We start from the raw sequence: 22648 nt of genomic DNA, 5'->3' as shown, positions 1-22648 counted from the left end.
CGGGTGGGCGGCCCGCGCAGCGAAGTGCGCGCTCGAAGCGGCCGCCCCGGGCAACTCCCCCGCGGGCGGGGCTCTACGGAGTGAGTAACTACTCCGGGGCCTGCCGCGGGCTGCCCTGCCGGGAACTCGACGGACTGCTGATGGACACGTCGGCTCCTCTCCCGGTAAGCGGGCGCCAGGGTCGTGGCGCGGTGACACCCACTACTGTGCCCGCGCCCCCGATCGCCCGCCACTGAATTGATTACTCCTCCCCGGCCAGCGTCAGCGACCGCAGCTTCTGCCCGGCGTACCACGTGGCCAGGACCGTGACGCCGACGAGCAGCACCGTGGCCACCGGGAGGCCGACGTCCGAGGTGACCAGGTCGCCGCCCGCGGTCTTCTGGGCGACGGCGAGCGACCACTGCTGGACGCTGAGCGTGCGCGCCCCGGCGACCAGCGACCCGAAGAGCGCTTCCCACACAAGGGCGTAGACGAGTCCGAAGACGACGGCGTGCCGGGTGATGGTGCCCAGGAGCAGGAAGAGCGCGGCGTACGCGATCGAGGCGACCAGGGCGGCGATGGTGTAAGCCACCGCGATCTGCTGGCCGTTGCCGTTAAGGATCATGCCCGCGATGAAGGTCGGGACCGCGGAGAAGGCCATGGTCACGGCGATGGCGACGGTGAGTTTGGTGATGATGATCGTGGGGCGCTTGATCGGCTTGGAGAGGAGATAGACGACGGACCCGTCGTCGATCTCGGGGCCGATGGCTCCGGTGCCCGCGATGACGCCGATGATCGGCACCATCGTGGCCAGCGCGAAGCCGCCGAGGAGGTCGGAGGCGACCTGGTCGTCGGGGCCGCTGAATCCGCGGACCGCGGCGGAGATGACGATCAGCAGGACGGGCAGGGCGAAGAGGATCAGAGCCCGGCGGCGGCCGAGCAGGGCCCGGTAGGTGAGCCGGGCGACAGTGGGGTCGTACACGATGGCTCCCTTCAGGCCGCGACGAGATAGGAGAAGACCGACTCGAGCGACTCGTCCGAGGGCGAGACCGTGAGGAGCCGGATGTCGTGATCGCGGGCGATGCGTGGCAACAGGGCGGTGAAGCGCCCGAAGTCGATGGCTTGGATGCGCAGGACGCCTTCCTTGAGGTCGACTTCGATTCCTGCCGTCGACGGGTCTGCGATCAGGGCGGCGGCCAGGGCGCGGTCGTCGCTGGAACGCACCAGGTAGCGGTGCGGCCGGTCGGTCATCAGGCGGCGGATCTTGCGGAAGTCGCCGCTTGCCGCGTGCCGTCCCGCCACGATCACCTCGATGTGCGAGGCGAGCTGCTCGACCTCTTCGAGGATGTGCGAGGAGAACAGGACCGTGCGGCCCTCGTCCCCCATGCGTCGCAGCAGTTCCATCAGCTGCATCCGCTGACGGGGGTCCATGCCGTTGAACGGCTCGTCGAGCAGGAGCACGGACGGTTCGTGGACGAGGGCGGACGCCATCTTCACGCGCTGGCGCATGCCCTTGCTGTACGTGGAGATCTTGCGGTCCTGCGCGTACTCCATCTCGACCGTGGCGAGGGCTTTGTGCGCGGCCCGCTCGTCCAGGCCGTGCAACTCGGCGTTGGCGACGACGAATTCGCGGCCGGTGAGGAAGTCGTACATGCCCTCGCGCTCGGGGACGATGCCGATGTCCTTGTAGATCTGTTCGTTGCGCCAGATCGGCTTGGCGTCGAGGGTGACGCTGCCGGTGGAGGGGGCGAGGAAGCCGCCCATCATGTTGATGAGGGTGGACTTTCCCGCGCCGTTCGGGCCGAGGAGACCGGTCACCCCCGGGCCGACGTTCATCGTGATGTCGTTGACCGCCACCACGTTGCCGAACCAGCGTGAGGTGTGGTCGATGTTGATGGCGCTCACAGCCCGACCTTTCGGTAGCGGCGCAGCAGTGCGCCGTAGCAGCCCGCGATGAGGGCGAGGACGACGATCACGTAGACCACGCCCGTGCCGGACGAGGGGCCTTCCCCTCCGGGGAAGGCGGAGGTCGCGCCGAGGAAGGCGGTCTGTACGCCGTCGATGAGCGTGATCGGCGAGAAGAGGCCGAGCCAGGCGATGGCGTCGGTGCTGCCCTGTTCGTAGGCGATGGCCTGGACCGTGGACACCGCTCCGTAGCTGATGGTCAGTACGGCGATGACGGCGGCGATCCCGAAGCCGCGGCGGGGTGTGATCGCCGAGACGATGAGCGCGATGCCGGAGAAGAGGAGCGAGAGCAGCGCCACGGAGACGAGCCCCTGGCCGAAGCCCTTCGTCTGGTCCGCGAAGTCGAGCTTGGCGAGCAGTGCCCCCACGTAGAGGACGAGCAGCGGTGCGGCCGTAAGGACGAAGAGGGCCGAGGCCATCGCCGCGAACTTGGCGCGTACGTAGTCGCTGTGCTCGATGGGGCGGGAGAAGTAGAGGGGGACGGTCTTGAAGCGCAGGTCGCGCGAGACCGTCTGGGGGGCCTGGGCGGCGAGATAGAGACTGATCACGGCCTGCAGCACGATCGCGTAGCGGGTGTAGTCGAGGGGGAGGTCGTTGGCCTTGGTGGTCACGGCGACCGCCACCATGATCGCTGCGGGGACGCACATCACCGCGAAGAGGATCATGGGCAGGACCTTGGACTTGGCCGAGCGGCCGAGGCCGTACGCCCCGCGCAGGCTCTGGGAGAAGAGCGAGCGGCGGGCGTAGGCGCGGCCCAGGCGCGGGCCGTCGTAGTTGCGATAGCCGATGTTGTGGATCTGGCTCTGTTCGCCGGCGTGTGCCGGGGGCTGCTCAACCGCCATGGCGGACCGCCTCCTTCCGCTCTTGCTCGTCGGACTGCTGGGACTGCCCGGACGGCTCGGGCTGTTCGGTCTGCTCGGACTGGAAGACCTCTGCGATGTGGTGCCTGCGCTGTTCCATCCGGACCAGGCCCAGGCCCAGGTCGGCGACGAGATCGCGGACCAGGTCGTACGTCTCCTCGCCCGTCGCTTCGAGCAGCACGGTGTGCCCGGCGCCGGGCAGGCCGCTGCCCTCGTGGGTGGAGACCCCGCGGCCCTGCAGCGCCTCGCGGAACACCTTTGTGCCGTCGGGGTGTTCGTCGGTGTCCGTCACCTCGACGGCCAGCGTCGTGGTGGTCTGGGTGAAGTCGGTGGTGGAGCTGGACCGCAGGAGCTTGCCACCGTCGATGACGACGACGTGGTCGCAGGTGCGCTCCAGCTCGCCGAGCAGGTGCGAGGTGACCAGGACGGAGATGCCGAAGTCCGTGTGGACGCGGCGGATGAGGCCGAGCATCTCGTCGCGGCCCACGGGGTCCAGGCCGTTGGTCGGTTCGTCAAGGAAGACCAGGTCGGGGTCGTGGACGAGGGCCTGCGCGAGCTTCACGCGCTGCTTCATGCCCGTCGAATAGCCCCCGATGGGGCGATAGCGCTCCTCGTAGAGACCGACGTGCCGCAGGGTGTCCGCGGTGCGCTCGCGGGCCGCGGTGGGCGGCAGCCCCGACATGCGCGCCATGTGGACGACGAACTCGGTGGCCGACACGTCGGGCGGCAGACAGTCGTGCTCGGGCATATAGCCGACGCGCTCACGGATCTGGCCGCCATGGGTGGCGACGTCGAGGCCGAGCACAGCGGCGGTGCCCTCCGTGGCGGGGGACAGACCCAGCAGGATCTTGATCAGTGTGGACTTGCCGGCTCCATTGGCTCCGACGAGTCCGGTTACACCGGGCCCGATATCCATGGAGAGCCGGTCAAGAGCGGTCACCCTCGGGAACCGCTTGCTCAGGCTTTCGGTCGCGATCACAGTCACGTTTCGAAGGTAGTGGCGCAGGCCACATCGAGCGTCAGACCAGGGTGCTGTCCTCGTATCACTCTCGGGTATTACGGGCCCGTAAGGGTCGTCCTGAGGTCGACCCCTGGGGGACAGCCCTTGGTCTACCCCGGAGTCCGGCCCGGCTCGTGCGCAGCTCTTGACGTAGCCGCTGAGCATTGTCACATTCATCAGTGTCAAGTTACGAACGCGTACTGCGATGGACCGGACACGGACGGGACGGTGGCATGACCTCAGCAGTGGCAGGCGAACTCTCCGCGGAACTGCGGGGGTTCAGGGAAGTGCAGACCCTCGCGTATGAATGCGCGGAGGCGGTCGCGGCGCAGCTCAAGCCGGGCGTGACCGAGCGCGAGGCGGCGCGGATGCAGCGTGAGTGGCTGCGGGAGCGGGGCGTGCGGGACTGGTTCCACCTGCCCTTCGCCTGGTTCGGGGACCGCACGGCGTTCGTGAACTTCCGGATACCGCTGCAGTTCTTCCCCACCAACCGCCGACTGGAGCCGGGGATGCCCTTCATCCTCGACATGGCCCCGGTCTACAAGGGATACACGGCGGACATCGGCTACTCGGGCTGTCTGGGCCTGAACCCCCTGCACGACAAGCTGCTCTCCGACCTGGAGGCGCACCGCGAGCTGCTCCTGCGCGAGGTGCGCGAGCGGCGCACGCTGCGCGGGATCTACGAGGACGTGGACCGGCTCATGGTCCGCCAGGGCTATGCGAACCGCCATCGCGCGTATCCCTTCGGCGTCATCGCGCACAAGATCGACCGGGTCAAGGAGCGCCGCAGGTCGCCGCATGTCTTCGGCTTCGGCACGCAGTCCCTCAAGGGCCTGGCGAGCGACGCGATCCATGGCCACCGGGACGGCTGGTCCCCGCTGTGGTCGCCGTACAAATTCTCCGACCACCCACCCCGGCCGGGGCTCTGGGCGGTCGAACCGCACCTCGGATTCAGGGGTACGGGCGCGAAGTTCGAGGAGATCCTGGTCGTCACCGACTCCAAGGATCCCGAGCAGAGCGCTTTCTGGCTGGACGACGATCTGCCGCATGTGCGGCGCTGGGCTGAGGAGAGGGCCGCCGCATGACCGCGCAAGGAATCACCAAGGGGATCGAAGGCGCCCGCGAGCGCTGGGTGCGTACGGGCGGAGTGGAGCTGTGCGTCGCCGAGCTGGGCGACCCGACGCAGCCCACGGTGCTGCTCGTACACGGCTATCCGGACTCCAAGGAAGTGTGGTCGCAGGTCGCCGAGCGCCTCGCCGACCGCTTCCATGTCGTGCTCTACGACGTGCGCGGCCACGGCAGGTCGACGGCTCCGCAGCCGCTGCGCGGCGGCTTCACCCTGGAGAAGCTGACCGACGACTTCGTGGCCGTCGCCGATGCGGTGAGCCCGGACAAGCCGGTGCATCTGGTCGGCCACGACTGGGGTTCGGTGCAGGCCTGGGAGTTCGTCACGGTCAAGCGCACCGAGGGGCGCATCGCGTCCTTCACGTCGATGTCGGGGCCCTCGCTCGACCACTTCGGGCACTGGATCAAGAAGCGGATGACCCGGCCCACGCCGCGCAAGGTCGGCCAGCTCCTCGGCCAGGGCGCCAAGTCCTGGTACGTGTACATGCTGCACACGCCGGTGCTCCCCGAGCTCGCCTGGCGCGGCCCCCTCGGCAAGCAGTGGCCGAAGATCCTCCAGCGCATGGAGAAGGTACCTGCCGGCGACTACCCGACCTCGTCGCTGCCGTCGGACGCCGCGCACGGAGCATGGCTCTACCGCGACAACGTCCGCGCGCGGATGCGCAGGCCCCGCGCCGACGCCTACGCGCACGCACCCGTGCAGCTCATCACGCCGTCCGGCGACGTGTTCCTTTCGGAGCGGCTCTATGACGAGCTGGAGCAGTGGGCCCCTGAGCTGGTGCGCCGCAGCATCCCGGCCAAGCACTGGGTGCCCCGCACCCGGCCGGACCAACTGGCCGCCTGGATCACCGACTTCGTCACCAGCAATGAGGACGGCGTGCCCGTGAACGACAGCGCGGCCACGGGGAAGCACGCCGATCGCTTCGGCGGTCAGCTGGTCCTGGTCACGGGCGCGGGCAGCGGCATCGGCCGGGCCATCGCCTTCGCTTTCGCCGAGGCGGGCGCGCGCGTGGTGGCCGTCGACCGGGACGCGGAGAGCGCGGCGCGCACGGCGGAGATGGCCCGCCTGGTCGGGGCTCCCGAGGCCTGGGGCGAGACGGTCGACGTGACCGACGAGCAGGCCATGGAGAAGCTCGCCGAGAAGGTCGCCAGGGAGTACGGCGTCGTCGACGTCCTGGTGAACAACGCGGGGATCGGTCTCTCCGGCTCATTCCTCGACACGAGCACCGAGGACTGGAAGAAGGTCCTCGACGTCAATCTGTGGGGCGTGATCCACGGCTGCCGGCTCTTCGGCAAGCAGATGGCCGAGCGCGGCCAGGGCGGCCACATCGTCAACACCGCGTCCGCGGCGGCATTCCAGCCGTCCAAGGCCCTGCCCGCCTACAGCACCTCCAAGGCGGCGGTCCTGATGCTGAGCGAGTGCCTGCGCGCGGAGCTGGCGGGCAAGGGCATCGGGGTCTCCGCGATATGCCCGGGGCTCGTGAACACGAACATCACGTCGACCGCCCGCTTCGCCGGGGTCGACGCCGAGGAGGAGAAGCGCCGCCAGAAGAAGGCCTCTCGCCTGTACGGCCTGCGGAACTACCCGCCGGAGAAGGTCGCCGACGCGATCCTGCGCGCGGTCGTCAAGAACCAGGCCGTGGTCCCGGTCACCCCGGAGGCCCGTGGCGCCCACCTCATGTCCCGCTTCACGCCCAAGGCCCTGCGTGCGATCGCCCGATTGGAGCCGCCGCTGTGAGCACGGAGAAGAGCACTGACACGAGCACCGGCACGAGCGCCGACCTGAGCACCGGCACGAGTGCCGGGGAGCACTACGCGATCGTTCCGCGCCGGGTTTCGTTCGACTGGGAACAGACCCCGCTGCACTGGATACCGGACGAGCCCACCGCCACCCACGTCATCAACGTGCTGCATCTGCTTCTCCCGGCGGGGGAGCGGTGGTTCGTGAAGGTCTTCAAGGAGGGCCTGCCCCTGGTCACCGATCCGGTGCTGCTGGGGGACGTCAAGGGGTTCATGGGCCAGGAGGCCACGCACAGCGTGCAGCATGCGCACGTGCTCGACCACCTGGCGGCGCAGCGGCTCGACACCGGCGCGTTCACCAAGTACGTCGACCTCCTCTTCGAGAAGCTCCTCGGTGAGAATCCTCCGTTGGGGGCTCCGATACCGACGCAGGAGTGGCTGCGCTTCCGTCTCGCGGTCGTGGCGGCGATCGAGCAGTTCACGGCGGTCCTGGGGAACTGGGTGCTGCATGCCGAGGGCCTGGACCACGCGGACGCCGACGAGGTCATGCTCGATCTGCTGCGCTGGCACGGCGCGGAGGAGGTCGAGCACCGCTCGGTCGCCTTCGACATGTACGAGCACTGCGGCGGCGACGGCCTGTCCCGCTATGCCCGCCGCATCGCGGGCATGACGGTCACCGCGCCCGTGATGCTCTACCTGTGGATCTGGGGCACCGCCTACTTGATGCGCAGGGACCCCCAGCTCGCGGGCCGCCTTCGCTACTCCCTGACCGAGCACAACAAGGCGGTCAGGAAGGGCCTGCTGCCCACCTGGCGGGAGCTCGGTACGGCCATACCCCGCTACCTGCGGCGGTCGTACCATCCCTCGCAGGAAGGCTCGCTGCGCAAGGCCGTCGAATATCTGGCGGTGTCACCCGCGGCTCGGGCCGCGGCCGCTGCGGTCGGCCGAGCGGCCATCGCCTAGCACGAGGGTTTACGGAGGCGGGGAGCGTGGACGAGCAGTCGGGCGCGGGACGGGGGCCGGTGGATCACCACGGCACCGAGCCCAGGCCGGTGGAGTACCGCATCGAGGACCTGGCGCACCACAGCGGCGCCACGGTCCGCACGATCCGCGCCTACCAGGACCGCGGCCTGCTCCCCCGGCCCGAGCGGCGCGGCCGGGCCAACGTGTACGGCGACGCGCACCTGGCCCGGTTGAGACAGATCGCCGATCTGCTCGACAGGGGTTACACCCTGGCCTCCATCAAGGAGCTCCTGGAGGCCTGGGACGCGGGCCGGGGGCTCAGCGGCGTCCTGGGCCTCGCCGCCGAGGTCGAGGGGCCGTGGACGGACGAGAAGGCCGACCGGATGACCCGGGCGGAGCTGGACGCGGCGTTCGGCGGCGACCCCGACGAGGCGGCGGTGGCCGACGCGGTCGCGCTCGGCGTGCTGGAGCCCATGCCGGGCCGGGACGACGAATTCCTGGTGCCGAGTCCTCAAGAGCTGGCGGTGGCGGTGGAGTTGCATGCCGCCGGTGTTCCGTTGTCCGCGATCTCGGGCCATTTGCGGGAGTTGAGGGGGCAGGTCGAGCACATAGCGTCCCGTTTCCTGGAGTTCACGACCGAGCATGTCTTCGCGCGCTATCTCGGGCACAACCCACCGAGCGAGGCGGACGCGGCGGAAGCCGCCGCTCTCGTGCGACGCCTGAGGCCGCTCGCCCAGCAATCGGTCGATGCCGAACTGGCGCGCGCGATGCGTCTGTTCGCCACCCGCCACCTTCAGCAGCACCTCGCGCACGGACAACCCGCCCAACGCACGGATGAGCCGCTTCCGGTGGCACTTCCGGCATCGACAATGCAGGCCGTCGAGGCGCTCGTTGGGTGGGAGAGCGCTGCCGCGTTCATCGCCGCGGCAGCCGAACGAGAAGTACAGGCCAGGACATTGGATGCACTTGCCGCAAGTCATGCCAAAAGTGGAGTTGTTGACCAAAAGGCGTGAATAGTTTGGGCGTTGTCCACAGAATCGCCAATTCCCCTGTGGATAACTGGACTTGGCTGTGGATCAAACCTGTGGACGAAAAGTGATGGATGAAAAGTCGGTGGACGAAAATCAAGTGCGGGAAGAACGGTTCGGGGCGAGGCTGAATGGATGAATAGAGAACCCCCCTCCACCGAAGCAATGGACGAGCGACGCACCGTGAAGGTGTCGAAATACCTCTCCAAGCACCTGCGTCACGAGCCCGAGCGCATCGGACTCACGCTGGACGAGAGCGGCTGGACGGACATCGACGCCCTCATCGCCGCGGCGACGGCACACGGCTTCCGCTTCACCCGTGCCGAGCTGGAGCACGTGGTGGCCGTGAACGACAAACAGCGCTTCGCCGTTCAGGGCGGCCGGATCCGCGCCAGCCAGGGCCACTCCATCGACGTCGACCTCAACCTGCCTACGGCGACCCCGCCCGCCTATCTCTTCCACGGCACGGTGGCCCGCAACATGGCCGCGATCCGCGCCGAAGGCCTGCGGCCCATGAACCGCCATGCCGTGCATCTCTCACCCGACCGCGAGACCGCCACCCGCGTCGGCGCCCGCCGCGGCCGGCCCGTCGTGCTCTCCGTCGACGCGGGCGCCCTGCACCGCGACGGACAGGTGTTCCAGGTCAGCGCCAACGGCGTATGGCTCACCGCCGCCGTGCCCCCGGGTTACATCCGCTTCCCGGACCAGCACTGACCCCCTGGCTGAGCAGCGGGTTCAGCTGAAAGCCGGACCGGCCCGCGGGGCATACGCTCTGATACATGAGTTTGCGTCTGAGCACCGTGATCCTGCCTGTCCGCCGCTGGCACGAGGGCGGCAAGGAGCGTTGGCAGCGGGCCGAGGAACTCGGCTTCCACACCGCGTACACCTACGACCACCTCTCCTGGCGGACCTTCCGGGACGGTCCCTGGTTCGGCGCGGTGCCGACCCTGACCGCCGCCGCGGCCGCCACCGACCGGCTGCGCCTCGGCACTCTGGTCACCTCGCCGAACTTCCGGCACCCGGTGACCCTCGCCAAGGACCTGATCACGCTGGACGACGTGTCCGACGGCCGCATCACCCTCGGCATCGGCGCGGGCGGCAACGGCTTCGACGCCACCGCGCTGCTCAAGTCCGGTGAAGAACCCTGGACCCCGCGCGAGCGGGCCGACCACTTCGGCGAGTTCCTGCCCCTGCTCGACCGCCTTCTTACCGAAGACGTCGTTTCGTACGAGGGCGAGTACTACTCGGCGTCCGAGGTGCGGAACATCCCGGGCTGCGTCCAGCGCCCCCGGCTCCCCTTCGCGGTGGCCGCCACCGGACCGCGCGGCCTGAAGCTCGCCGCGCGCCACGGACAGGCGTGGGTGACCACGGGCGACCCGAAGCTGTTCGAGAACGGCACCCCGGAGCAGTCACTTCAAGCCATCCGCGGGCAGGCCGAGAAACTGGCCACGGCGTGCGACGCGATCGGCCGTGACGTCGCCGAGCTCGACAAGATCCTGCTTACCGGATTCACCCCGGGCGGTCCCCTGGACTCCTTCGACGCGTTCGTGGACTTCGCCGGCAACCACGCTGAGCTGGGCTTCAACGAGATCGTTCTGCACTGGCCGCTGCCGGGGACCGCGTTCGAGGCCGACGAGAAGATCTTCGAGCGGATCGCCACGGAGGCCCTCGTCCAGCTGGGAGGCGGCACAGCAGAGGTGTAAAGGCACTCAGATGTGCGCCCCAGCGCACGCCCGTGCACGTATGTGCGGGACAATCGATGGCGTGACCTCAGCTACCCCACGGCCCAAGCCCCCGGCCGCCCCCGTCCCCCACCGGCCCAAGGCCCGGCTGATCGCCACGGACCTGGACGGCACCCTGCTGCGTGACGACAAGTCCGTGTCCGACCGCACCGTCGCGGCACTGGCCGCCGCCGAACGGGCCGGGATCGAGGTCTTCTTCGTCACCGGCCGCCCGGCCCGCTGGATGGACGTCGTCAGCTCCCACGTCCACGGCCACGGCCTCGCCATCTGCGGGAACGGCGCCGCCGTGGTCGATCTGCACGACGGATCGGGCGGCCATCGCTTCGTGAAGGTGCGGGAGCTGCGGCGCGCGGACGCACTCGACGTCGTCCGCCTCCTGCGCGCGGCGGCCCCCGGCACGTCCTTCGCGGTCGAGCGGACCGGCGGACTGCACCACGAGCCGACGTACCCGCCCCTGCACCTGGAGCCCGGCGAGCGCATCGCCCCCGCGGAGAAGCTCCTCGCCGAGGACTCCGACAACGCCACCCAGCCCATCCTGAAGGTCCTCGCCTTCCACCCCGAGATCGCGCCCGACGACTTCCTCGTCATGGCCCGCGCGGCCGTGCGCGGACAGGCCGAGATCACCCGGTCGAGCCCTAGCGCCCTCCTGGAGATCAGCGGCCCCGGCGTCTCCAAGGCCAGCACCTTGGAACTGTGCTGCGCCGAGCGCGGCATCACGCCCGCGGAGGTCGTCGCCTTCGGGGACATGCCCAACGACATCGAGATGCTCACCTGGGCGGGTACGTCGTACGCGATGGGCAACGCGCACCCGGACGTGCTCGCCGCCGCATCGGGACGCACGGTCGCCAACAACGAGGACGGCGTCGCGGTCGTCATCGAGCGGATCCTGAGCGAGCAGCAGGACGAAGACCAAGCAGCCCGCTAGAGCGACACTCCCCGCTCGTCCAGCCACTCGGCCGGATCCACCCCGGACCCCAGATACGGCGTGAGCCGCACCTCGAAGTGCAGGTGCGGCCCCGTCGAGTTGCCGGTGGTGCCCGCCTGCCCGACCCACTGCCCGGGATCCACCCGGTCCCCCTGGTCGACGGTGACGGCGGCCAGATGCGCGTACTGCGTGTAGTAGCCGCCCTTGTGCTTCACCAGGACCTCGATGCCGAAGCCTCCCCCGCACGACACGGACACCACCCGGCCCGCTCCGACCGCCCGTACCGGCGCCCCGATGCCGACCGCGAAGTCCTGCCCGGTGTGCCGGTGCGACCACCGCGCACCCGCGCTGTCGAAGCCCGCCGACAGTTCGTAGGTCTCCACGGGCGTCACCCACGCGCGCGTGGAGTCCGTCTCCGGCTGGTCCAGGCGTACGGCGCCCCTGCACTGCCCGGCGGCGACCGACCGGTCGGCCTCGCCCTGCAGCGTCCACCGCGCCGTCTCCAGCTTGCTCTCGATCCCGCGCTTCAGCTTCGTGAGGCGCTCGTTGCGCCGGTCCAGGCTGCGTCTGGCCCGGTCCGCCGTGCGCTTGGCGTCCGCGAGCCTGGCGGCGGCCCGCTGGGTCTTGGTGACGGCGTTGGTGACGGCGAGGTCCGCCTGCCACAGCAGCCGCTGACCTCGCATCAGCTCTTCGGGGCTGTCGGCGAGCAGGAGTTGAGCGGTCTGGGGGAGGCCGCCGCCGCTGCGGTACTGGGCGCTGGCCATCCGGCCGAGGTCTCCGTGCAGCACATCGACCGCGTGCCGCTCCTTGGTGAGGAGCCGGTCCAGCTTCCGGACCTTCGCGTGCTGCACCTCGGCGGCACGCTGCCCCGCTTCGTAGCGCACGGTCGCCGCGGACGCCTCCTCGTAGAGCCGGGCCACCTCGGCGCTCGTGCCCGGCCCGTCGTCCGGCTCGTCGGAGGCGTCCGTGGCGTCGGCGGGCGTGGGGCACAGGAGCGCGCACAGCAGTACCGACACGGTGAAGAGCGGGTGGTGGGTACGGCGGTGGCTCAAGCGCATGTCAGGGATCGTTGCCCTGCCCCCGTCGCCGGGTCCTGCCCGACTCGTACACCCGGGGCACCCGATGCCCCGAACGGACCACTGCCGTACGCCCGAACAGGGCTCCCGGGGAGGCCGGTTCACCATCGCCGCCCCCGTAGAGGGCCGGTTCAGTAACGCCCTCCCCGTAGAGGGCCGGTTCAAAAACGGCTCCCCGTAGAGGGCCGCTTCAGTACGGCGCCTGCCACACCACCGTCGTACCGCCGCCGTCCTCCCCGATGCCGGACCCGTACCAACTGTCCCCGCCGAGCGACTCCGCACGCCTCTTGAGGTTCTTCAGGCCGCTGCGTCTGCCGCCCCGCGCGATGCCCACCCCGTCGTCCGACACCGTCAGGCGCACGCCCTGCTGACCGTCGGGGAGGGCCACCGTCCCGTCGACGACGACGTCGATGCGGTCGGCGCCCGCGTGCCGGAAGGCGTTGGACAGCGCCTCCCGAAGGGCCGCGATGAGGTTCTTGCCGGTGAGCTCGCCGACCACCGTGTCCACGGGGCCCACGAAGTGGTGCGAGGGCTTGAAGCCGAGCGGCACCGCGGCCATGTTGATCTCGCGCAGGACACGCGTACGCAGACCGGAGGGAGCCTCGGCCGGGCCCTGCTGCAAGGCGAAGATCGCCGTCCGGATCTCCTGGATCGTCACGTCGAGCTCGTCGACGGCCTTGCCCACACCCGTCTGCACCTCGGGCACGACGGACCTGCGCTGGGCGCTCTCCAGCATCATCCCGGTGGCGAACAGCCGCTGGATGACGAGGTCGTGCAGGTCCCGCGCGATCCGGTCGCGGTCCTCGTACACCGCGAGCCGTTCACGGTCGCGCTGGGCCTCGGCCATCATCAGCGCGAGCGCGGCCTGCGAGGCGAACTGGGTGGCGAGGGTCCGCTCGGTCTCGCTGAACGGCCGTGCGCCACGCGCGCGTGGCGTGACGAGCGTCCCCACGACACGGCCGTCGCTCTGCAGCGGCAGCATCATGACGGGACCGTACCCACGGGCGAGGTCGGTCATGACGCGCGGATCCGTGGCCGCGTCGTCGAGGAACACGGAGTCCCCGGCGAGCAGGTCGGTGATGATCCGGCTCTCCGGGGGGATGATCACGCCGAGCATCCCGGAGGGTTCGTCCGAGGAGACGGCGACGATCTCCATGCCTCCCTCGTCGTCGGGCAGGAGCACGATCCCGGCGGCCGAGTCGGCGAGATGGCGCGCCTGTTCGGCGACCACGGCCAGCGCTTCCTCCGCGTCACTCCCCGAGAGCAGCGCCGTGGTGACCGCCACGGAGCCATCGATCCAGCGCTCACGCTGCATGGCGGCCTCGTAGAGGCGGGCGTTGCCGATGGCGATGCCCGCCTCCGTGGCGAGCACGCGGACCATGTGGACGTCGTACTCGTTGAAGTCGCCGCCGCCCCGCTTCTCGGTCAGATAGAGGTTGCCGAAGATCTCGCCCTGGACGCGGATGGGAACGCCGAGGAAGGTCCGCATCGGCGGGTGATGGGCGGGAAAGCCGCACGAGCGCGGGTCGGCCGACAGATCCGCGAGGCGCAGGGTCTCCGGATGGTGGATGAGGGCGCCGAGCAGCCCTTTGTGTCCGTCGGGCAGGTGCCCGATCCGCTTGGCGGTCTCCTCGCCGATGCCGAAGTAGACGAAGTCGGAGAGCCCCTTGCCGTCTTCGGAGACGACTCCGATCGCCGCGTAGTGGGCATCCGCGAGCTCGGCCGCCGTCTCGCAGATGCGGTCGAGCGTGGTGTGCAGTTCGAGTCCGGCGCCGACGGAGCGCATCGCCTCGAGGAGTTGCGGCACGCGTGCGGTCAGCTCGGGGGAGAGCCCCTGGAGGCCGCGGGTCGCCTGCTTCGCCGCCTGGATCGGGTCCGATGTGCCGTCGGGTGGCGGAGAGGCGGCGGAGGCCGAGGGGGCTGACATGCCTTTGAGAGTAGTTAGTCCTATTTGGCGAGGAAAGTCGGCGCCGCTGTCCGGCAAGGGCTCCACCCTCACACCACGCGCCCGCAGCCCCGTCCCGGCGCCCCTACCCGGCCGCCCTCACCAGCAGATCCGCCGCCCGCTCCCTCTCCAGCATGCGCCGCAGCGGCCCCTCCACCACCACGAGATCCGCGTAGGCCCCGCGCTGCACCACCTGGCCCGCGTCCAGGACGATCACCTCGTCCACCGCGTCGAGCCCGGCGAGCCGGTGCGTAATGAGCAGGGTCGTACGCCCCGCCGTGGCGGCGAGGAGATCGTCGGTGAGGGCGTCCGCGGTCGGCAGGTCGAGGTGCTCGGCCGGCTCGTCGAGGACGAGGACGGGGAAGTCGGCGAGCAGCGCGCGGGCCAAGGCGATGCGCTGCCGCTGGCCGCCCGAGAGCCGGGCCCCGTGCTCGCCGACCAGGGTGTCGAGCCCCTCGGGGAGCGAGTCGGTCCACTCCCGCAGCCGGGCCCGCGCGAGGGCGCCCCGCAGTTCGTCGTCGCTCGCGCCCTTGCGCGCGATGAGCAGGTTCTCGCGTACGGAGCTGTCGAAGACGTGCGCGTCCTGCGCGCAGAGGCCGACGAGTTCGCGCACGGTGTCGCCGTCCAGCGTGGCCGCGTCCGTGCCGCCCAGGCTGTACGTTCCTTCGCTCGCCCCCAGGAAGCGCAGCAGCACCTGGGCGAGCGTCGTCTTGCCGGAACCCGACGGACCGACCACCGCGATGCGCCGCCCGCGCTCCAGCGTCAGACCGACGCCGTCGAGAGCATCCCGTTCCTGCCCCTCGTACCGGGCGTGCAGCCCCTCGACACGCAGCGGGAAGGGCGTCTGCGGGCGCTGTGCCGGGACGGCGGGCTCGGGTACGGGTTCGGGGGCGTCGAGGACCTCGTAGACGCGCTCGGCGCTCTTCCTGACCCGCTGGCGGTACTGCACGGCGAGGGGCAGTCCGGTGACCGCCTCGAAGGCGGCGAGCGGGGTCAGGATGACGACGGCGAGCGCGACGCCGCTGAGCCGCCCGTCGTGCACCGCGGGTACGCCGACGAGTGCGGCGGCGACCACGGTGAGACCGGTGGCGAGCGCGCCGAGACCGTCGCCGAGCGCGGTGGCCGTGGCGGTCCTGGACGCGATCCGGGTCAGGTCGGCGTCGGCTTCCTTCGCCTTGGCCGTACGCCGGGTCAGCGCGCCGGCGACCGTCAACTCGGCGGTGCCGGTGAGGAGATCGGCCACGCGGGTGGCGAGCACCCCGCGCGCGGGGGCGAGCTTGCGCTCCGCCCTGCGGGCGACGGCCCCGGAGAGCAGCGGTACGCCCACCCCGGCGAGCAGCAGACCGGCGGCGAGGACCGCGCCCGCCTCCGGCAGCAGCCAGGCGGTGAAGCCGACGGCTCCCGCGCCCACGACGGCCGCGGACGACGCGGGCAGCAGCCAGCGCAGCCAGTAGTCCTGCAAGGCGTCCACGTCGGCGACGAGGCGGGAGAGGAGGTCCCCGCGGCGGGTCTTCCTGAGCCCGGCCGGGGCGAGCCGCTCCAGGCGCCGGTAGACGGCCACGCGGGTGTCGGCCAGCATGCGCAGGACCGCTTCGTGCGAGACGAGGCGCTCCGCGTAGCGGAAGACGGCGCGGCCCATCCCGAAGGCACGCGTGGCCGTCACGGCGATCATCAGGTACATCACCGGGGGCTGCTCGGACGCCCGGCTGATCAGCCACCCGGAGGTGGCCATGAGCCCTACGGAGCTGCCGATGGCGAGGGAGCCCAGCAGAAGGGCGAGCGCGAGCTTGCCCTTGCGTGCCTGTGCGGCATCCCGCACCCGGGCAAGGACATCGGCCTTCCGCCGGGGACTCTCCGCCGCGGCCACCGAGGTACCCGGCACCTCCAACGAGGCACCCGGCACATCCGAGGACGCACCCGAAAGCCCCGAGGGCGCGTCGTCCGCCGCCCGGCTGCCCGGCACCACCACGTCGCCCAGCGGCTCGGCAGCCGCCGTCCGCGCTAGGGCCGGTACGTTCGGCTCGGCAGCCGCCCTCCGCGCGAGGGCCGGTACGTTCGGCTCCGGCTGGCGGCCACGATCGGCCGAGGCCTCCAGCCGCACGACCCGGTCCGCGACACCCAGCAACGCGGGCCGGTGCACGATCAGGAGCACGGTCCGCCCCACGGCCAACCGCCGGACCGCCTCGACGACCCCCGCCTCGGTCTCGCCGTCCAGAGCCGCGGTCGGCTCGTCCAGGAGCACCACAGGCCGGTCGGCGAGAAACGCCCGCGCCAGCGCGAGCCGCTGCCGCTGACCGGCGGAGAGCCCGGCCCCGTCCTCACCGAGCAGCGTCTCCACACCGCCCGGCAGCGCGGAGACGAACTCCCAGGCGCCCGCCGACCGCAGCGCGTCCCGCACCGAGGCGTCGTCCGCGTCGGGCCGCGCCAGACGTACGTTCTCCGCGATGGAACCCGCGTACAGGTGCGGCCGCTGCGGCACCCAGGCGATCCGCTCCCGCCACCGCTCCGGTGCGACCTCGGCCAGGTCCACGCCCCCGACGCACACCCGCCCGTCGGCAGGCTCGACGAACCCGAGGATCACGTCCAGGAGCGTCGACTTGCCCACTCCGCTGGGCCCGACCAGAGCCACGGTCTCGCCGGACTCCACCGTGAACGACACCCCGGAGACCGCGTCCGACGTCCGCCCCGGATACCGGACCGTCACGCCCTCCACGCTCAGCGCACCGTCCGGCGCCGCACCCGTCCCGGCGGCCCGCACCGGAGCCTCCAGAACCTCGAAGATCTCCTCGGCGGCCGAGAGCCCCTCCGCCGCCGCGTGGTACTGCGCACCGACCTGGCGCAGCGGCAGATAGGCCTCGGGCGCCAGGATCAGGATCACCAGACCCACGTACAGATCCATGTCGCCGTGGACGAGCCGCATCCCGATCGTGACCGCGACCAGCGCCACCGACAGCGTCGCGAGCAGCTCCAGGGCGAACGACGACAGGAAGGCGATGCGCAACGTCCGCATCGTCGCCTGCCGGTACTCGCCCGTGATCTGCCGGATCGACTCCGCCTGCGCCTTCGCGCGTCCGAACACCTTCAGGGTCGGCAGACCCGCCACCACGTCCAGGAAGTGCCCCGACAGGCGGGAGAGGAGCCGCCACTGACGGTCCATCCGGTTCTGGGTCGCCATGCCGATCAGGATCATGAAGACCGGGATCAGCGGCAGCGTCACGACGATGATCGCCGCGGACACCCAGTCCTCGGTGACGATCCTCGCGAGCACCGCCACCGGCACCACCACCGCGAGCCCCAACTGCGGCAGATAGCGCGAGAAGTAGTCGTCGAGTGCGTCCACGCCCCGCGTGGCCAGCGACACCAGCGATCCCGTCCGCTGCCCGCTCAACCAGCCCGGACCCAGCTGCCCCGCCCGCTCGAGCAGCCGTCCCCGCAGCTCCGACTTGACCGCCGCGCTCGCCCGGTGTGCGGCGAGCTCGGTCAGCCAGGCGACCAGCGCGCGCCCCGCCGCGACCACCGCGAGCAGGACGAACGGCGTCCCCAGGTCACCGAGGGCGAGCCCCTTCTGGAAGGCCCCGACCACGATCTCGGCGATCAGCATCGCCTGGGCGACGACGAGGCCTGCCCCGGCGATACCGAGGACCACCACCGCGATCAGGAAGAACCGAGTGGCACGGGCGTACCGGAGCAGACGCGGGTCGATCGGTTTCACGTGAAACACACCCTCCGAAGAAACCGAGGAACGGGAAATCAGTGGCCGAGATCAGCAAGCGGACGCCTCAGTGCGTCGCCAGGAATCAGTGTGCCGCCAGGAGCTCACTGTGCCGCCAGGCGATCAGTGTGCCGCCAGGAACTCAGTGCGCGGAATCCGCGATGTGCTGCGTCCCGATCCGCTTGCGGAACACCCAGTAGGTCCACGACTGGTAGAGCAGCACGATCGGCGTCGCGATGCCCGCGCACCAGGTCATGATCTTCAGCGTGTAGGGGCTCGACGAGGCGTTGGTGACCGTGAGGTTCCACTCCTCGTTCAGCGACGACGGCATGACGTTCGGGAAGAGCGTCAGGAAGAGCATCGCGACGGCGGCGGCGATCGTGATGCCCGACAGCGCGAACGACCAGCCCTCGCGCCCCATCTTGATCGCCCCGATGGCGCCGACCAGCGCGACCACGGCCACGACCATCGCGACCATGCTCTTGCCGTCGCCGTTGTCCGCCTGCGTCCAGATCAGGAACCCGAGCGCAAGGACAGCGGTCACCAGACCGAGCCCCAGCGCGAGCTTCCGGGCCCGCACCCGGATGTCGCCCACCGTCTTGAGCGAGGCGAACACCGCGCCGTGGAAGGTGAACAGCGTCAGGGTGACCAGGCCGCCCAGGATCGCGTACGGGTTGAGCAGGTCCCAGAAGGTGCCCACGTACTCCTTGTGGGCGTCGATCTTGACGCCGCGCGTGATGTTGGCGAAGGCCACGCCCCACATCACCGCCGGGATCAGCGAGGTCCAGAAGATGGCCTGCTCCCAGTTGCGCTGCCACTTCTCCTCGGGCCGCTTCGCCCGGTACTCGAAGGCGACACCGCGCACGATCAGGCAGAGCAGGATGATCAACAGCGGCAGGTAGAAGCCGGAGAAGAGCGTCGCGTACCACTCGGGGAAGGCCGCGAAGGTCGCGCCGCCCGCCGTGAGCAGCCACACCTCGTTGCCGTCCCAGACGGGACCGATGGTGTTGATGAGGACCCGCTTCTCGGTCCGGTCGCGGGCGAGCAGCTTGGTGAGGACGCCGATCCCGAAGTCGAAGCCCTCCAGGAAGAAGTAGCCGATCCACAGGACGGCGATCAGCACGAACCAGACGTCGTGAAGTTCCATATCGATCAACTCCCTCAGTACGAGAAGGCCATGGGCCGGTCGGCGTCTTCATCACTGTCCGAGCCCGATCCGGCTCCCGGACCGCCGATCTTGGTGGGCGGGTTGAGGTCGGCCTCGGTGAGCTCGGGCGGCCCCTGCTTGACGTACTTGAGCAGCAACTTCACCTCGATCACGGCGAGGATCGCGTAGACCGCGGTGAACACGACCAGCGAGGTGATCACTTCACCCTGCGAAACCCCCGGCGAGACCCCGTCCCTGGTCTTCAGGACGCCGTAGACCACCCAGGGCTGACGCCCGGTCTCGGTGAAGATCCAGCCCCAGGCGGTGCCGATGAGGGGGAAGATCAGCGTCCACTGGGAGAGCCGCCACCACCAATTGCCGAGCTTCGGCGTCAGCTCCCTGTTCTTGGTGAGCATCAGCTTGGGCACGTCGTCCTCGCCCGTGCGGTGCTCCGGAGCGAGCCAGAACTTCCTCCGCGTGAGGTAGAGCCCGGCGGTGCACAGGATCATGGAGACCCCGCCGAAGCCGATCATCCAGCGGTAGGACCAGTAGGCGGTGGGGATGTTGGGCCGGTAGTCGCCGGGCCCGTACTTCTCCTGCGCTTCCTTGTTCAGGTCGTTGATGCCGGGGATCTCGGCGCTGAAGTTGTTCTTGGCGAGGAAGGACAGTATTCCGGGGATCTCGATGGCCACGTCGTTGTGCCCCTTGGACACATCGCCGTACGCGAAGAGCGAGAACGGCGCCGGCTTCTGCGACTCCCACAGGGCCTCGGCGGCCGACATCTTCATCGGCTGCTGCTCGTACATGACCTTGCCGAGGGTGTCGGCGCTGACCACGGTGAGCAGGGTGCCGACGAACGCGGTCACCAGGCCGAGCCGCATCGACATCCGCATGGTGCGGATGTGCTGCTTCTTACGGAGGTGGAAGATCGCGATGCCGGTCATGAACGCGCCGCCGACCAGGACGGCCGCCGAGATGACGTGGAAGAAGTTGACCAGCGTCGTCTCCTGGAAGAGCACCTTCGAGAACTCGGTGAGCTCCGCGCGCTTGGTGCCGTCCCGGTCCACGATCTTGTAGCCGACCGGGTGCTGCATAAAGGCGTTGGCGGCGATGATGAAGTACGCCGACGCGATGGTCCCGGCGGAGACGATCCAGATCGTGGCGCAGTGCAGCTTCTTGGGGAGCTTGTCCCAGCCGAAGATCCACAGGCCGATGAAGGTCGACTCGAAGAAGAACGCGATGAGGGCTTCGAAGGCGAGCGGGGCCCCGAAGATGTCACCGACGAAGCGCGAGTAGTCGGACCAGTTCATGCCGAACTGGAACTCCTGGACGATGCCGGTGACGACGCCCATCGCGATGTTGATCAGGAACAGCTTTCCCCAGAACTTGGTCGCCCTGAGGTAGTGCTCCTTGCCCGTGCGCACCCAGGCCGTCTCCAGGATCGCCGTGAGGGCGGCCAGCGAGATCGTCAGGGGGACGAACAGGAAGTGGTAGACGGTGGTGATGCCGAACTGCCATCGCGCCAATGTCTCGGGCGCCAGAGCCAGATCCACGTCGACTTCTCCTTACGGCCGTGATCACATCGGCAGTTTGCCCCTTTAATCCCACTTACCTTGGGACTAACCGGGACACGCTTGTGAACGCGTTCACATTCACAAGCATTATGTCGTACCGGTTCCGAGCAGGGACAGGGGGTCCCCCTTACTGAAGGGAACCTCACACGGACACGGCGAAGGGGGCCGAGGGCAGCGTCCCCGGCCCCCTTCGTCACGGCACTACAGCTCCTTGCGGAACGCCTCCGCCACCTGAAGGAAGATGTCGTTGGCCTCGGTCTCGCCGATCGTGGCCCGCATCCCCTCGCCCGCGAACGGCCGCACGACCACACCGGCCTTCTCGCACGCCGCCGCGAAGTCGGTCGTACGCTCCCCGAGCCGCAGCCACACGAAGTTCGCCTGCGTCTCGGGCACCGTCCAGCCCTGCCCGCGCAGCGTCTCGACCACCCGCGTGCGCTCGGAGACCAAGGAGCCGACCCGGCCCATCAGCTCGTCCTCGGCCCGCAGCGAGGCCACCGCGGCGTCCTGCGCGAGCTGGCTCACCCCGAAGGGCACCGCCGTCTTGCGCAGGGCGGCCGCCACCGGCTCGTGGGCGATCGCGAAGCCGATGCGCAGGCCGGCGAGGCCGTACGCCTTGGAGAACGTACGCAGCACGGCGACGTTCGGACGGTCGCGGTAGAGCTCGACGCCGTCCGGCACCTCGGCGTCCCGGTTGAACTCGCGGTAGGCCTCGTCGAGGACCACCAGGATGTCGCTCGGCACCCGGTCGAGGAAGCGCTCGAGCTCGGCCCTGCGCACCACCGTGCCGGTCGGGTTGTTCGGGTTGCAGACGAAGATCAGCCGCGTCCGGTCGGTGATGGCCTCGGCCATCGCGTCCAGGTCGTGGACGTCCCCCGGCGTCAGCGGCACCTTCACCGACGTGGCACCGCTCACCTGCGTGATGATCGGGTACGCCTCGAAGGAGCGCCAGGGGTAGATGACCTCGTCCCCCGGGCCCGCCGTGGCCTGGACCAGCTGCTGCGCGACGCCGACGGAACCGGTGCCCGTCGCCACGTGCGACACCGGCACCCCGAAGCGCTCGGCGAGCTCACTCATCAGGCCGGTGCACGCCATGTCCGGGTAGCGGTTGAACGTGCCCGCGCTGGCGAGCACGCTCTCCATGACGCCCGGCAGGGGCGGGTAGGGGTTCTCGTTCGATGACAGTTTGTAGGCCACCGGACCATCGGCAGCGGCAGGCTTCCCCGGCTTGTAGGTGGGGATACCCTCCAGCTCGGCACGCAGCCTCGGGCTCGTCTCGCTCACCGCAGTCCTCCTCTTGAACACCTGAAAACCTGGACACCCTGACTTCAATACTCCTCACCTTATGAGGATTCAGCTCTGCTGCGAATGGGTCAGGGGTATTGGTTCCGGCAGGCGCACGGCGAGGGGGGAGCGCTCCCTGCCCCAGCGCGCGCCGGTGGCTCACTCCGTGGCGCGCATCACCCGTGAAGGTGAGTTGAGACCTCTTCGAGACCTCGCTCATTTGGCAGGCCCGTACGCGACGACAATGGACCGTCTGCCTCTACACCCACCAACTCCCTTGCAATCCAAGGTCGTTGACCCGATTTGGCCATGCAGAAACGTGCCTGTCAACGAGTGAATATGCGTCCGCACTACCCACCCTCATGAGCCCTACTATCGGCTCGCCATGACAGCAGCAGGGAACCACCAGGTGAGCCGAGCGGAGACCGCCCGCCGGGGCAACCGGCAGAGTCGAGCGGGCATCAGAGACGTCGCCGCCGCCGCCGGTGTCTCCATCACGACTGTCTCCGACGCTCTTAACGGCAAAGGGCGGCTCCCGGACGCCACCCGACGCCATGTCCGCGAGGTCGCCGAACGGCTGGGCTAT

At 69.7% G+C, this 22648-nt stretch carries 18 protein-coding genes; 8 read left to right on the top strand and 10 right to left on the bottom strand.

The features are described from left to right. Positions 1-241: 241 nt before the first annotated feature. Genes ACFUPX_RS28065 through ACFUPX_RS28050 form a run of 4 tightly spaced genes read right to left on the bottom strand, consistent with a single transcriptional unit; the run spans position 242 to position 3783 of the window. Positions 242-961 carry an ABC transporter permease gene (locus ACFUPX_RS28065; RefSeq protein ID WP_383328423.1) on the bottom strand — a complete coding sequence of 240 codons (720 nt, stop codon included), beginning with the start codon at positions 959-961 and terminating at the stop codon, positions 242-244. 11 nt (positions 962-972) lie between these two features. After that, a complete protein-coding gene (locus tag ACFUPX_RS28060; protein ID WP_383328420.1) occupies positions 973-1884 on the bottom strand; it encodes an ABC transporter ATP-binding protein in 912 nt (303 codons plus the stop codon). Next, positions 1881-2786 (bottom strand): ABC transporter permease, encoded by a 906-nt coding sequence (locus tag ACFUPX_RS28055; RefSeq protein ID WP_383328417.1) that lies wholly within the window; start codon positions 2784-2786, stop codon positions 1881-1883. Before ACFUPX_RS28055 ends, ACFUPX_RS28060 begins: the two co-directional genes overlap by 4 nt. Continuing rightward, positions 2776-3783: an ABC transporter ATP-binding protein gene (locus ACFUPX_RS28050; RefSeq protein WP_383328553.1), complete on the bottom strand. Its 1008-nt coding sequence runs from the start codon at positions 3781-3783 to the stop codon at positions 2776-2778. Before ACFUPX_RS28050 ends, ACFUPX_RS28055 begins: the two co-directional genes overlap by 11 nt. A 254-nt stretch (positions 3784-4037) precedes the next feature. On the opposite strand from ACFUPX_RS28050, the gene ACFUPX_RS28045 reads away from it, so the two are divergent. The 7 genes from ACFUPX_RS28045 (at position 4038) to ACFUPX_RS28015 (ending at position 11327) form a co-directional block, all read left to right on the top strand. Next, positions 4038-4889 (top strand): M24 family metallopeptidase, encoded by an 852-nt coding sequence (locus ACFUPX_RS28045; protein WP_383328414.1) that lies wholly within the window; start codon positions 4038-4040, stop codon positions 4887-4889. Further along, the gene (locus ACFUPX_RS28040; protein WP_383328411.1) at positions 4886-6667 is read left to right on the top strand and encodes an SDR family oxidoreductase; all 1782 of its coding nucleotides are present in this window, start codon (positions 4886-4888) and stop codon (positions 6665-6667) included. The genes ACFUPX_RS28045 and ACFUPX_RS28040 overlap by 4 nt, the downstream gene beginning before the upstream one ends. A gap of 44 nt (positions 6668-6711) precedes the next feature. Then, positions 6712-7632: a metal-dependent hydrolase gene (locus ACFUPX_RS28035; protein ID WP_383328550.1), complete on the top strand. Its 921-nt coding sequence runs from the start codon at positions 6712-6714 to the stop codon at positions 7630-7632. 59 nt (positions 7633-7691) lie between these two features. Then, positions 7692-8645, top strand: a complete 954-nt coding sequence (locus ACFUPX_RS28030; RefSeq protein ID WP_383328547.1) for a MerR family transcriptional regulator — start codon at positions 7692-7694, stop codon at positions 8643-8645. Between the two features lie 180 nt (positions 8646-8825). Beyond that, positions 8826-9374 (top strand): RNA 2'-phosphotransferase, encoded by a 549-nt coding sequence (locus ACFUPX_RS28025; RefSeq protein WP_383328544.1) that lies wholly within the window; start codon positions 8826-8828, stop codon positions 9372-9374. Positions 9375-9439: 65 nt separating this feature from the next. Further along, positions 9440-10363, top strand: coding sequence for an LLM class flavin-dependent oxidoreductase (locus tag ACFUPX_RS28020; RefSeq protein ID WP_383328408.1), 924 nt, complete (start codon positions 9440-9442; stop codon positions 10361-10363). A gap of 61 nt (positions 10364-10424) precedes the next feature. Continuing rightward, complete coding sequence (locus ACFUPX_RS28015) at positions 10425-11327, top strand: Cof-type HAD-IIB family hydrolase (protein ID WP_383328406.1); 903 nt, start codon at positions 10425-10427, stop codon at positions 11325-11327. On the opposite strand, the gene ACFUPX_RS28010 is transcribed toward ACFUPX_RS28015, so the two are convergent. The 6 genes from ACFUPX_RS28010 to hisC form a co-directional block, all read right to left on the bottom strand. Further along, complete coding sequence (locus tag ACFUPX_RS28010; protein WP_383328403.1) at positions 11324-12385, bottom strand: M23 family metallopeptidase; 1062 nt, start codon at positions 12383-12385, stop codon at positions 11324-11326. The genes ACFUPX_RS28015 and ACFUPX_RS28010 overlap by 4 nt on opposite strands. A gap of 208 nt (positions 12386-12593) precedes the next feature. Beyond that, a complete protein-coding gene (locus ACFUPX_RS28005) occupies positions 12594-14330 on the bottom strand; it encodes a GAF domain-containing sensor histidine kinase (protein ID WP_383328400.1) in 1737 nt (578 codons plus the stop codon). Positions 14331-14433: 103 nt separating this feature from the next. Further along, on the bottom strand, positions 14434-18060 hold the full coding sequence (cydD, locus tag ACFUPX_RS28000) for a thiol reductant ABC exporter subunit CydD (RefSeq protein WP_383328398.1): 3627 nt from the start codon (positions 18058-18060) through the stop codon (positions 14434-14436). Between the two features lie 142 nt (positions 18061-18202). Next, positions 18203-19207, bottom strand: coding sequence for a cytochrome d ubiquinol oxidase subunit II (gene cydB / locus ACFUPX_RS27995; protein WP_383328395.1), 1005 nt, complete (start codon positions 19205-19207; stop codon positions 18203-18205). A gap of 14 nt (positions 19208-19221) precedes the next feature. Then, positions 19222-20760, bottom strand: coding sequence for a cytochrome ubiquinol oxidase subunit I (locus tag ACFUPX_RS27990; protein WP_383328392.1), 1539 nt, complete (start codon positions 20758-20760; stop codon positions 19222-19224). 222 nt (positions 20761-20982) lie between these two features. After that, the gene (gene hisC / locus ACFUPX_RS27985; RefSeq protein WP_383328389.1) at positions 20983-22062 is read right to left on the bottom strand and encodes a histidinol-phosphate transaminase; all 1080 of its coding nucleotides are present in this window, start codon (positions 22060-22062) and stop codon (positions 20983-20985) included. A gap of 385 nt (positions 22063-22447) precedes the next feature. Here hisC and ACFUPX_RS27980 point away from each other — a divergent pair. Continuing rightward, positions 22448-22648, top strand: a 201-nt coding sequence (locus ACFUPX_RS27980) for a LacI family DNA-binding transcriptional regulator (protein WP_383328386.1), incomplete at its 3' end; no start/stop codon positions are given.

Origin of the sequence: Streptomyces sp. NPDC057302 (genome assembly GCF_042667685.1) — a bacterium.
Taxonomy (GTDB): domain Bacteria; phylum Actinomycetota; class Actinomycetes; order Streptomycetales; family Streptomycetaceae; genus Streptomyces.
This window is presented reverse-complemented; position numbering and strand designations above follow the sequence as displayed.